General features: G+C 64.7%; 12 protein-coding genes. 5 read left to right on the forward strand and 7 right to left on the reverse strand.

Going from position 1 to position 11,877, the window contains the following annotated elements; genetic code table 11:
* Positions 1 to 5: 5 nt before the first annotated feature.
* Together QO058_RS15900 and QO058_RS15905 are read right to left on the reverse strand one after the other, a co-directional pair.
* The gene (locus QO058_RS15900) at positions 6 to 470 is read right to left on the reverse strand and encodes a cyclic nucleotide-binding domain-containing protein (RefSeq protein WP_284167285.1); all 465 of its coding nucleotides are present in this window, start codon (positions 468 to 470) and stop codon (positions 6 to 8) included.
* A 7-nt stretch (positions 471 to 477) separates the two neighbouring features.
* Positions 478 to 1,164 carry a response regulator transcription factor gene (locus tag QO058_RS15905; RefSeq protein ID WP_126114700.1) on the reverse strand — a complete coding sequence of 229 codons (687 nt, stop codon included), beginning with the start codon at positions 1,162 to 1,164 and terminating at the stop codon, positions 478 to 480.
* Positions 1,165 to 1,358: 194 nt separating this feature from the next.
* Here QO058_RS15905 and QO058_RS15910 point away from each other — a divergent pair, with 194 nt between their 5' ends.
* Together QO058_RS15910 and QO058_RS15915 are read left to right on the forward strand one after the other, a co-directional pair.
* A complete protein-coding gene (locus QO058_RS15910; RefSeq protein WP_284167286.1) occupies positions 1,359 to 1,913 on the forward strand; it encodes a L,D-transpeptidase family protein in 555 nt (184 codons plus the stop codon).
* Between the two features lie 129 nt (positions 1,914 to 2,042).
* Positions 2,043 to 2,420: a glyoxalase superfamily protein gene (locus QO058_RS15915; protein ID WP_284167287.1), complete on the forward strand. Its 378-nt coding sequence runs from the start codon at positions 2,043 to 2,045 to the stop codon at positions 2,418 to 2,420.
* Positions 2,421 to 2,441: 21 nt separating this feature from the next.
* Here QO058_RS15915 and QO058_RS15920 read toward each other — a convergent pair whose 3' ends face one another.
* Positions 2,442 to 3,113: a YggS family pyridoxal phosphate-dependent enzyme gene (locus QO058_RS15920; protein ID WP_284167288.1), complete on the reverse strand. Its 672-nt coding sequence runs from the start codon at positions 3,111 to 3,113 to the stop codon at positions 2,442 to 2,444.
* 235 nt (positions 3,114 to 3,348) lie between these two features.
* On the opposite strand from QO058_RS15920, the gene leuS reads away from it, so the two are divergent.
* The 3 genes from leuS to holA are packed head-to-tail and all read left to right on the forward strand — an operon-like array spanning position 3,349 to position 7,539.
* Entirely contained in the window at positions 3,349 to 5,973 is a 2,625-nt protein-coding gene (leuS, locus tag QO058_RS15925; RefSeq protein ID WP_284167289.1) for a leucine--tRNA ligase, read from the forward strand.
* A 10-nt stretch (positions 5,974 to 5,983) separates the two neighbouring features.
* The gene (lptE, locus tag QO058_RS15930) at positions 5,984 to 6,505 is read left to right on the forward strand and encodes an LPS assembly lipoprotein LptE (RefSeq protein WP_284167290.1); all 522 of its coding nucleotides are present in this window, start codon (positions 5,984 to 5,986) and stop codon (positions 6,503 to 6,505) included.
* 11 nt (positions 6,506 to 6,516) lie between these two features.
* A complete protein-coding gene (holA, locus tag QO058_RS15935; RefSeq protein WP_284167291.1) occupies positions 6,517 to 7,539 on the forward strand; it encodes a DNA polymerase III subunit delta in 1,023 nt (340 codons plus the stop codon).
* Here holA and QO058_RS15940 read toward each other — a convergent pair whose 3' ends face one another.
* The 4 genes from QO058_RS15940 to mnmG are packed head-to-tail and all read right to left on the reverse strand — an operon-like array spanning position 7,540 to position 11,835.
* Positions 7,540 to 8,421 (reverse strand): ParB/RepB/Spo0J family partition protein, encoded by an 882-nt coding sequence (locus QO058_RS15940; RefSeq protein WP_284167292.1) that lies wholly within the window; start codon positions 8,419 to 8,421, stop codon positions 7,540 to 7,542.
* A gap of 29 nt (positions 8,422 to 8,450) precedes the next feature.
* On the reverse strand, positions 8,451 to 9,281 hold the full coding sequence (locus tag QO058_RS15945; RefSeq protein ID WP_284167293.1) for a ParA family protein: 831 nt from the start codon (positions 9,279 to 9,281) through the stop codon (positions 8,451 to 8,453).
* Positions 9,281 to 9,919, reverse strand: coding sequence for a 16S rRNA (guanine(527)-N(7))-methyltransferase RsmG (gene rsmG, locus QO058_RS15950; protein WP_284172922.1), 639 nt, complete (start codon positions 9,917 to 9,919; stop codon positions 9,281 to 9,283). Before rsmG ends, QO058_RS15945 begins: the two co-directional genes overlap by 1 nt.
* Positions 9,920 to 9,939: 20 nt before the next feature.
* On the reverse strand, positions 9,940 to 11,835 hold the full coding sequence (gene mnmG, locus QO058_RS15955; protein WP_284167294.1) for a tRNA uridine-5-carboxymethylaminomethyl(34) synthesis enzyme MnmG: 1,896 nt from the start codon (positions 11,833 to 11,835) through the stop codon (positions 9,940 to 9,942).
* Positions 11,836 to 11,877: the final 42 nt, after the last annotated feature.

The raw sequence follows: 11,877 nt of genomic DNA on the forward strand, positions 1-11,877 counted from the left end.
CGCCGTCAGCGCAGGTCGATCGCCCTGAGCGCCGCACCGACCGAAGCCAGCTCTCTGTTGAAATCATGCAGTCGCTCAGCGACGGCAGCGGCAATTGCCTGCGCCGAATCGGGTGATTCGCCGAGGACGCGGCGCATCACGCTGCGCGCCAGCCGCATCACCTGGGTCGGCTCGCGCGCGATCGCCGTCACTGGCCGCTCCAGCGCCGTGAACAGCGCGAGCTCGCCGATCAATGCACCCGGTCCCACAACCTCGTCTGCCGGCCGGCCATCATCCTCGCGCTTCAGCGCCACCGTCCCGGATATGACGAGAAAAGCCCCATCCGAGCCCTCGCCGCGCCGGAACAGCACATCGCCGGCGCGCAGCGTCCGGGTCTCGGCCGCGAAGGCGACGAGGCGCAGCGCATCGCGATCCATCAGGCCCAGCAGCGGCTGACGGGCCAGCAAGGTGATGTCGTCGTTGAGCGACATCCGGCGCTTAAGGGTTCAGCCGGTAGCCGCCAGCATCGGTGACGAGCAGCCGTGCATTGGCGGGATCCGGCTCGATCTTCTGGCGCAGGCGGTAGATATGGGTCTCGAGCGTGTGCGTCGTGACCTGCGAATTATAGCCCCAGACTTCCTGCAGCAGCGTCTCGCGCGCGATCGGCTTGCGGCCGGCACGATAGAGGAAGCGCAGGATCGCCGTCTCCTTCTCGGTGAGCTTGGTCTTCGAGCCCTTGGCGCTGACCAAGAGCTTGGAGCCCGGATGGAAGGTGTAGGGCCCGACCTGGAAGATCGCGTCCTCGCTCGCCTCATACTGCCGCAAATGCGCGCGAATGCGCGCCAGCAGCACTGCGAACTTGAACGGCTTCACCACGTAATCGTTAGCGCCGGCCTCGAGCCCGAGCACGGTATCGGCGTCCGAGCCCTGCCCGGTCAGCATCACCACCGGCCCCTTGAAGCCGTTCTTGCGCATCAGCTTCACGGCCTCGCGACCATCCATGTCGGGCAGACCAACATCCATGACCACGAGGTCAATACGCTCGGCCTGAACGGCCTTGAGGCTCGCCGTCGCAGTCGGCGACGACGATACCTTGAACTCGTCATAGAGGGCGAGCTGCTCGGCGAGCGCATCGCGCAAGGTCTGGTCGTCATCGACCAGCAGGATATGGTGGGTAGCCGACATGGAGCGATTCAGCCCGTTTGCGTTGGCGCGACATTAGAGCATGTTCGGGAGAAGTGGGAGCCGCCTTTGCAAAGGGCTCATGCTCCAACATATTGAGTTCAGCGCGGATTCTGACTGCCCAGCCGAGGCCGGTCAAACGGAAAGCGAGCCGGGTGGCGGGAATTAGGCGGCAGATCACGCAAGATGGATGTCCTGTGAAAAAACGTGATAATGGCGCCGCAGCCGGCGGGCGGCTGACCCGGATCGTGGTGGTGCGCTCGGTGCGCGATCGCCGCCAGGGCTTCCTGATCGCCGGCTCGGCGGCTTTTCCCTGCGCGCTCGGCCGCTCCGGCATCGTCGTCGCCAAGCGCGAGGGCGACGGCGGTACGCCACGGGCCAAGCTGCCCTTGCGCCGGGTCTTCTACCGCGCCGACAGGCTGCCACGGCCCTCAAGCCTCCTGCCGGTCCGCGCCATCACGCCGCGCGACGCCTGGTGCGACGATCAGAAGGACCGGCGCTACAACCGCCTGATCGACCGCCCGCCCGGCGAGGCCGAGGAGCGGCTCGCCCGCGCCGACAACCTCTACGACGTCATCGTCGAGCTCGGCTGGAATGATGCGCCTGTCCAGCGCGGCCGCGGCAGCGCCATTTTCTGGCATCTCGCCCGACCGGGCTTCACGCCAACCGCCGGCTGCGTCGCCGTGACCGGCGGCATCTTCGGCAAGGTCCTGCCGCGGCTGGCGCGGCGCTGCGCGATCGTGGTGAGCTAATCGCTTGCAAGCTGGCGCGGACCGAGAATACTCACTTCGAGCACCGTCTCAGCGATCGATTTCAGGAGCGCCAGATTGCGCGGGCACCGTCCCGTTCAGCGAGGTCGGCTTCCAGCATGAGACTGTGCCATGACTGATTCATCCTCGACCGAGATCGGCTTCGGCCGAGTTGCCGCGATGTTCCCCGTCAAGGACATGGAGCGCGCCTGCGCCTTCTATGCCGGCGTGCTCGGCTTCACCAAGACCTTCGAGAACGGCCAGCCGGTCGGCTTCATGATCCTCAAGAAGGGCAAAGCCGAAATCCATCTGACCCTGCAGAAGGATCACGAGGCCGCGCCCTTCAACATCGCCCATATGATGGTCGACAATGTCGACGCCTTTCACGAACTCTGCCGCGGTCACGGGCTACGCATCGTCAAGGGCCTGCGCGACCAGGACTACGGCCTGCGCGCCTTCGTCTTCGAGGACCCGGACGGCAACCGCATCGACGTCGGTCAGCCGATCTAGCTGACCGACGGTGCGGCCTTCTCAGCCGCGTGCGCCGAAGATCGCGCTGCCGACCCTGACATGGGTGGCGCCAAGCTGGATCGCCGCCTCGTAATCGGCGCTCATGCCCATCGACAGGATCGTCAGGCCGTTGCGCTTGGCGATCTTGGCGAGCAGGCCGAAATGCGGCGAGGGCTGATCCTCGGCCGGGGGAATGCACATCAGCCCAGCGATCGTCAGGCCATAGCGGGTCCGGCACAGCTCGAGGAAGGAGTCGATCTCCCCGGGCAGGACGCCGCCCTTCTGCGGCTCGGCACCGGTATTGACCTGCACGATCAGCTGCGGTGCCTTGCCCGCGCGCTCGATCTCGCGGGCGAGCTCCTTGGCAAGGCTTTCGCGGTCGAGCGAGTGGATCAGGTCGAAGAGCGCGACAGCTTCGCGGGCCTTGTTTGACTGCAGCGGCCCGATCATGTGCAACCTGGTTTGCGGGAAACGCTTGCGCAGGGCTGGCCACTTGGCCGTGGCCTCCTGGACATAGTTCTCGCCGAAATCGATCTGCCCGGCCTCCAGCGCTGGCAGAATCGCGTCCGCCGGCTTGGTCTTGGAGACCGCGACCAGCGTAACGGCCTCCGGCTTGCGGCCGAAATCGCGCGCGGTGCGAGCGATCACCGCCCGCGTCTCCTGCAGCCTTGCCGCAACATCCTGCATCGCCATCGCCTTTCGTCCGCCACGCACGGCGCCCAAGCCGTTCTGAACGTTGACCGGGCGCGCTGCTTCGTGTCCTAAGCAGGATGCGAAAAAGTGGGAACCGGTTTTTCGCCAGAATCCTGCTTTGACTCTTGAGTGAGAGACGGATTCAGCTTTGAGATGGGCGCGCTGCGCGCGTCCATCTCAAAGCATCCGGCTCTCGCCCGCGCAACTCCGATCACGCAAGAACGACACGATCAGCATGGCCGTCGAACGCTATAATCCGAAGGAAGCCGAGCCGAAATGGCGCAAGGTCTGGGATGAGCGCAAGCTTTTCGAGACCCGCAACGACGATCCGCGGCCAAGCTATTACGTGCTCGAAATGTTCCCCTATCCATCGGGGCGCATCCATATGGGGCATGTCCGCAACTACGCGATGGGCGACGTCGTCGCGCGCTACAAGCGCGCCAAGGGTTTTGCCGTGCTGCACCCGATGGGCTGGGACGCCTTCGGCCTGCCGGCCGAGAACGCCGCCAAGGCCAATAAGGTCCACCCGCGCGACTGGACCTACGCCAACATCGCGACCATGCGCGGCCAATTGCAGTCAATGGGCCTGTCGCTCGACTGGAGCCGCGAGCTCGCCACCTGCGACGCCAGCTATTACCAGCACCAGCAGAAGCTCTTCCTCGATTTCCTGAAAGCCGGGCTCGTCGATCGCAAGACCGCCAAGGTCAACTGGGACCCGGTCGACGAGACCGTGCTCGCCAATGAGCAGGTCATCGACGGCCGCGGCTGGCGCTCGGGCGCGCCGGTCGAGCTTCGCGAGCTGACGCAGTGGTTCTTCAAGATCACCGCGTTCGGCCAGGAGCTGAACGACGCGCTCGATGGGCTCACCCGCTGGCCGGACAAGGTCCGACTGATGCAGAAGAACTGGATCGGTCGCTCGGAAGGGCTGCTGGTTCGTTTCGCAATCGAATCGAATCCACTGAGTCAGGGCGAAGTCGAGGTTTACACGACGCGCCCCGACACGCTGTTCGGCGCCAAGTTCATCGCGGTTGCGCCCGACCATCCTTTGGCCAAGGCCGCTGCCGAAACGAATCCGGCGCTGCAGAACTTCATTGCAGAATGCAAGAAGACCGGGACCGCCCAGGAGGCCATCGACAAGGCCGAGAAGCAGGGCTTCGATACCGGCTTGCGGGCTATCCATCCCTTTGATTCGTCATGGACTTTGCCGGTCTATGTCGCCAACTTCGTCCTGATGGAATATGGCACCGGCGCGATCTTCGGCTGTCCGGCCCACGACCAGCGCGACCTCGACTTCGTCAATAAGTATGGGCTCGGGAACACCCCTGTCGTCTGCCCTGAGGGCGTGGACCCGGCAAGCTTCGTCATCACCGACACCGCCTATGTCGACGACGGCCGCATGATCAACTCGCGCTTCCTCGATGGCATGACCATTCCGGAGGCGAAAGAAGACGTCGCCAGGCGGCTGGAGGCCGAAACCCGCGGCAACCGGCCGGTCGCACAACGCAAGGTCAATTTCCGCCTGCGCGACTGGGGCATTTCGCGCCAGCGCTATTGGGGTTGCCCGATCCCGATCATCCATTGCGAGAGCTGCGGCGTCGTGCCGGTGCCGGAACAGGATCTGCCAGTCAAGCTTCCCGACGACGTCTCCTTCGACAAGCCCGGCAACCCGCTCGACCATCATCCGAGCTGGAAGCATGTCGCCTGCCCGCAATGTGGCAAGCCGGCGCGACGCGAGACCGACACCATGGACACTTTCGTCGATTCGTCCTGGTATTTCGCGCGCTTCACCGATCCTTGGCGCACCGACAGCCCGACCGACCGCAAGGCCGTCGACCGTTTCCTGCCGATCGACCAATATATCGGCGGCGTCGAGCATGCGATCCTGCACCTGCTCTATTCGCGCTTCTTCACAAGGGCGATGAAGGCGACCGGCCATGCCGGCCTGGACGAGCCTTTTGACGGCATGTTCACGCAAGGCATGGTCGTCCACGAGACCTATCGGGCTGAGGACGGTTCCTGGGTCGAGCCCGGCAATGTCCGCATTGAGACGACCGGCAACGAGCGCCGCGGCTTCGACGTCGAGACCGGAACCCCGATCGAGATCGGCTCGATCGAGAAGATGTCGAAGTCCAAGAAGAATGTCGTCGACCCTGACGACATCATCGCCTCCTATGGCGCCGACACCGCGCGCTGGTTCATGCTCTCCGACTCGCCGCCCGATCGCGACGTGATCTGGAGCGACGAAGGCGTGCAGGGCGCAGCCCGCTTCGTCCAGCGGCTCTGGCGCCTGGTCGCCGAGATCGGCGAGCGGGTGGGCGGGGCGCCCGCCAAGCCGGCGAGCTTCTCGGAACCCGCGCTCGCCTTGCGCAAGGCAAGCCATCGCGCTCTTCACGCTGTCGGTGCCGATATCGAGCGGCTCGCCTTCAACCGTTGCGTCGCGCATATCTACACGCTGACCAACGCGATCGGCAAAGCTCTCGACGCTGCAGCCGAGTCGGCCGATGTCCCGGCGGATATCGCCTTCGCGCTGCATGAATCCGCCATGATCGCCACGCAGCTTGTCGCCCCGATGATGCCGCATCTGGCCGAGGAATGCTGGCGGGCTCTCGGCTTGCCGGGTCTCGCCGGCGAAGCCGCCTGGCCCGAGGCGGAAACGAATTTGTTACAAGATGACAGCAAGGTGCTGCCGGTACAGGTCAACGGCAAGAAGCGGGCGGAGGTGACGGTGCCCGCCGATGCCGATACGGTGGCGGTCGAGGCGATCGTGCGCGCCTCCGAGGCTGTCGCCAAAGCTCTCGAGAACCGGCCGATCCGCAAGGTGATCGTGGTGCCGGGGAGGATCGTGAATGTCGTCGTCTGAGACCGGAGCCATGACGCGCCGCCGCCCGCTGGCGGTCGCGGTCGTGCTGGCCTTTGCCGCGCTCGCTGGCGGCTGCTTTCAGCCGCTCTATGGCGAAGGCACAGTCAGCAGGGTCGGCGGCAATGTCCGCAATGCCATGCTCGGCATCGAAGTGCCCGAGATCAAGGGCCTGGTCGGCCATCATCTGCGCAACGAGCTCGTCTTCGAGTTCGACGGTGGCGGTGCGCCGGACCGGCAGAAGATCCTGAAACTCACCGCGACCACGACCGAATCGCTCGAAGTCATCACGGTCGACTACGCCAATGGCCGCGCCGATTCGGCCGTCCTGGTCGCCACTGCCGACTGGCAACTGGTCCGTGCCGGTTCTAACGAGGTGGTGGCTTCCGGCCAAAGCGTCGTCCGGGCGCCTTATGAGCGCTCGCAGCAGCGTTTCGCCTCGCTGCGCGCCGCGCGCGACGCCCAGATCCGCGCCGCGAAGAACCTGGCTCAATTGATCAAGGCTCGCGTCGCCGCTGCACTCGTCAGCGGCTGAGGCCGCTTTCGATGGCAATGGTCAAGGCGCATGAGGCCGATCGCGCGCTTGCGCGTCCGGACCCATCCTGGCGCCTGTTCCTCTTCTATGGTCCCGATGCCGGGCTGATCTCCGAACGGGCCGCAGCGCTGGCCCGCAGCAGCGTTGACGACCCGCAGGACGCCTTCCAGCTGATCCGCATGGACGGCGACGCCGTCGCCTCCGATCCGCTGAAGCTGGTCGATGAAGCGAACACGATCGGACTGTTCGGCGGGCGCCGCGCAATCCGCGTCTCGCCGACCTCACGGCTTCTCTTGGCGGCCGTCGAACCGCTATTGGCGACGCCATCGCAGGACGCAATCGTGATCGTCGAGGCTGGCGACCTGCAGAAGAGCAACCCGCTGCGAACCGCCTGCGAACGCGCGAAATCGGCGCTTGCCGTACCCTGCTATGGCGATGCTGCCCGCGACCTCGGCACGATCGTCGACGAGATGGCGCGGGCAGCCGGCAAGAGCATTGATCGAACCACCCGCGATCTCCTGACCAGCCTGCTTGGCGGTGATCGCCAGACCTCACGGCAGGAGATCGACAAGCTGATCCTCTATGCCGGCAAGGACCCGGCCCTGACGGTCGATCATGTCGAAGCCGTCGTCGGAGATACAGCGCAACGCGAACAGGCGGGGGTGGTCGATGCCGTCTTCGCCGGCCGCCTACCGAGCCTCGATCTCGCCCTCGCCAAGCTCGCCGGCGAGGGGCTCGACCAGGGCGTGCTGCTCGGCGCGGTGCTGCGCCATGCGCTTGCTTTGCTGAAGGCGAAGCTGGCGATCGAGGGCGGCAAGCCAGCGCGCGAAGCGGTCGGTGCCATGCGAATGCCCTATCCGCGCCTCGCAACGGCGGAAGCAGCGCTCAATGCTTGGCCGGCAACCCGGCTGCGCGATGCCGTGACCATCCTTGGAGCAGCGATCCTGGCCGTGCGCCGCGACGGCGACATGGCGAGGTCCATCGCTGCGCGCGCGCTATGGACGCTCAGCCGGATGTCCGGCAAGAGCCGCTGATCAGGCCTTCAGCCGGCGGCAGAGCGCGTCGAGCTGCTCCAGCGTCTTGTAACTGATCTTCATCTCACCGCCGCCATTGGCACGATGCTGGATCGACACTCCGAGGCCGAGCGCTTCTTCCAATGCCTTCTCGACCGCGCGTGTGTCCGGATCCTTCTCCGGCTTCGGAGCGGCCGCTCGGACGGGCTTGTTCTCGCTGCGCGCTTCGTCCTGGCCGAGCCGCTCGATATCGCGGACGGTAAGCCCTTGCTCAACAATGCGTTTCGCGATCTGTTCCGGTTCCGAAACAGCAAGCAGCGCTCGGGCGTGACCGGCCGAAACCGAGCCTTCGCTGACCATTTGCTTGACGGGCTCAGGCAATTTGCTCAGGCGCAACGTGTTCGCGACATGCGAGCGGCTCTTGCCGATCACCTTGGCTAGATCGTTCTGTGTGTAGTCGAACTCGGCGATCAACCGCTCATAGCCGGCCGCCTCTTCCATCGCATTGAGATCCGCGCGCTGGACATTCTCGACAATCGCGATCTCTAGGGCCTCACGGTCATTGGCCTCGACCAGAATGACCGGAACATCGTGCAGTTCGGCGCGCTGCGCCGCACGCCAGCGCCGCTCGCCAGCGATGATCTCATAGGCGTCGATCATGCCCGGAATAGAGCGCACGATGATCGGCTGCAGGATACCGCGCTCGCGCACCGAGGCCGCAAGGTCCTCCAGCTCGGCGTCGTTGAAGGTCTTGCGCGGGTTGCGCGCATTCGGACGCAGGAACTCGACCGGAACCTTGCGCTGACCACGCGCGCGCTCGAGGGCGCCGATCTCATCTCCGACATCGCCGATCAAAGCGGCGAGACCTCGGCCAAGACGCGAACGTCCCTGTTCCTCGACCATTGCCATTCCTCTTGAACCTTTCACCCCCATCAGGCGGCGGCGCGCAAGGTGCGCTCGCGCCTGATCACCTCTGAGGCCAGCTTCAGATAGGCCTGAGAACCCGCGCAGCGCAAATCATAGAGCAGCGCCGGCTTGCCATAGGACGGCGCTTCTGAGATCCGCACATTGCGCGGAATCACCGTCTCGTAGACCTTGTCGCCGAGAAAATCGCGTACATCGGCCATGACCTGACCGGACAGGTTGTTGCGCGGATCGTACATGGTCAGCACGACGCCCTGGATGATCAGACGTGGATTGAGGCCGGCGCGCACCTGCTCGACCGTCTTGAGCAATTGGCTGAGGCCCTCCAATGCAAAGAACTCGCACTGCAGCGGCACCAGTACCGCATCCGCGGCCGTCATGGCGTTGATCGTGATCAGGCTCAGCGAGGGCGGGCAGTCGATCAGGATATAAGTCAGGTCGCTGCAGCGCTGGTCGTCGACCAGTTCATCGATCGCCTTCTTCAGGCGGTGCGCTCGATCCTTGGCACCGGCGATCTCAAGCTCAACCCCTAGCAGATCGAGTGTCGATGGCGCCAGGAACAAATTGGGAACAGCAGTGGCCTGCATCGCCATGCCCAATCCAATATCGCCACAGAGCACGTCGTAGGTCGAAGCTCGCCGGCTCTTCCGGTCGACCCCGAGGCCGGTCGAGGCGTTGCCCTGCGGGTCGAGGTCGATGATCAGCACCTTCTCACCGATGGCGGCGAGCGCGGTCCCGAGATTGATCGCAGTCGTGGTCTTGCCGACCCCGCCCTTCTGGTTGGCGAGAGCCAGCACGCGCGGACGCACGGGAATAGAGATAGGCTGAGAATCGGTCATCAATCGGCCCGTTTCTCGACGCCGCGTATCACCAGGATGCCGGCCGCCGAATCCGTCAAGGATGGAAACGTTGTGGCCTGAATCTTCCAATATTTAGACGCGGCGGTCAATTCCGCCTCTAGATGTTGTCCCTTGGGAAAGACTCCCGTCACCCCGGTTCTCAACAGCTCTTTGCACCAGTCGAGCAGCAGCGGCAGCGGCGCCAGTGCCCGCGCCGTCACGGCATCGACCTTGCCGGCAAATTCATCGACCACGTCCTCGATGCGGGCGTTATGCACCGTCACTGGCGCCCCGGTCAGCCGGGCGGCATGACGCAGGAAGGCGCATTTGCGGGCATTGCTCTCGACCAGGTCGATATGGCCGCCCAGTTCGGCAAGCCTGATGCCCAGCACCAGGCCTGGAAAACCGCCCCCCGAGCCAAGGTCCAGCCAATTCCGAGCACCCGGTACAGGACCGAGCAATTGCAGCGAGTCCGCGATATGCCGGGTCCAGACCTCGTCCAGGGTCGCGCCCGAGACAAGGTTCTTCGCTTTCTGCCAGCGCCGCAGCTCCTCGACCAGAATGACGAGGCGCTCCTCTGTTTCACGTGAAACAGGCGTCAAGCGAAAAGCGTGACTGCGATCCCTGTTATCCCCCATATCAACAGAACTCACAGGGTTTACGCTTTGGCACCGACGGCCGAGCACTCGGTATGCCGCTTGCGGGCATGGGCTGCCAACAGGGTCAGCGCCGCCGGCGTCATGCCTTCGATTCGTCCGGCTTGCGCCAGATTGTCCGGCCAGGAGACGCGGAGTTTGGCACGAAGCTCATTCGACAGGCCTGATATTCCATCAAGATCGAGGTCGCTCGGCAGCGGAAGGGCCAGATCGCGCTGATAGGAATCGATCTCGACCGCCTGCCGATCCAGATAAACTGCATAGGTGGCATCTGCCGCGACGCGCGTGCGCGCCGTCTCGGAAAACGCCCCAAGATCAGGCCAGACCCGGACCAATGCCGCGAAATCGACCGTCGGATAAGACAGGATCTGGAAAGCCGAGCGCCTGACTCCATCACGGTTCAGCTCCAGCCCGGCGGCTGCCGCTTCGGTCGGCGACAGAGTTCGCTGACGTAACACTTCGGTAAGCTTAACGATCTCTGACTGGCGGCTCTCATAGCGCTCACGACGGGCGCTGCTGACCAAGCCATGCGCGATACCAAGCGGCGTCAGGCGCTCATCGGCGTTGTCGACCCGGAGCGACAACCGAAATTCGGCGCGCGACGTGAACATCCGATACGGCTCCGTAACGCCGCGCGTCACCAGATCGTCGACCATGACGCCGATATAGGATTGCGTCCGGTCGAGGCTGACCGGTTCGCTGCCCCCAGCCCGGCGGGCAGCGTTAAGACCGGCGAGCAGACCCTGCGCGGCGGCCTCCTCATAACCGGTCGTGCCATTGACCTGCCCGGCAAGGAACAGCCCGCTGATCGCGCGCGTTTCCAGCGTCGCCTTCAATGCACGCGGATCGACATAGTCATATTCGATCGCATAGCCCGGCCGCAGCATCGCTGCCCCCTCCAAGCCCGGGATCGTCTTCAATAGGCCCAGCTGGACGTCCTCCGGCAGCGAAGTCGAGATTCCGTTCGGATAGACCGTGGGATCGTCGAGGCCCTCGGGCTCGAGGAAAATCTGGTGGCCGTCGCGATCGCCGAAGCGACCGACCTTGTCCTCGATTGACGGGCAATAGCGCGGCCCGCGGCCCTCGATCTGCCCGGAGAACATCGGTGCCCGATGCAGATTGGCGCGGATCAGCTCATGTGTCGCCAGCGTCGTGCGAGTCACCCCGCAGCTGATCTGCGGGGTGGTGATCGCATCGGTCATCGCCGAGAACGGTTCCGGCGGATCGTCACCCGGCTGCATCTCCAGACCGGACCAGTCGATGGTGCGGCCATCCAGCCGCGGCGGTGTCCCGGTCTTCAACCGGCCGAGCGGAAAATTGTGGCGCTCCAGCGTAGCGGAGAGGCCAAGCGAAGGCGCTTCGCCGACACGGCCGGCAGGAATCTTCCTTTCGCCAATATGGATCAAACCGCGCAGGAAGGTGCCGGTGGTGAGCACAGCCGTTCCGCAGGCGAATCGACGCCCGTCCGCGAGCAACACGCCGGTAACTTGCCCATCGACGATCTCAAGATCGAAGACTTCGCCCTCGATCAGGCAAAGACCCTCCTGAGAAGCCAACGCAGCCTGAACCGCCTCGCGATAGAGCTTGCGATCGGCTTGGGCCCTTGGCCCCCGCACCGCTGGCCCCTTGCGTCGGTTGAGCATGCGGAACTGAATGCCGCCCCGATCGGCGCAGTGCGCCATGATCCCGTCGAGTGCGTCGATCTCGCGAACGAGATGTCCCTTGCCGAGACCGCCGATGGCGGGATTGCAGGACATCGCTCCGACAGTAGCGATCTGCTGGGTGATCAGCGCCGTCCTGGCACCGGCACGCGCCGCCGCAGCCGCGGCTTCCGCCCCGGCATGGCCGCCGCCCACCACGACGACATCGTAGTGCCCGTTCGCCTGCTCATTCGACATGACCATTCGCTAGCCAAGCCCGGCCGCGAGGTCAATGAAAAC

Source organism: Bosea vestrisii (assembly GCF_030144325.1).
Taxonomy (GTDB): Bacteria; Pseudomonadota; Alphaproteobacteria; order Rhizobiales; family Beijerinckiaceae; genus Allobosea; species Allobosea vestrisii_A.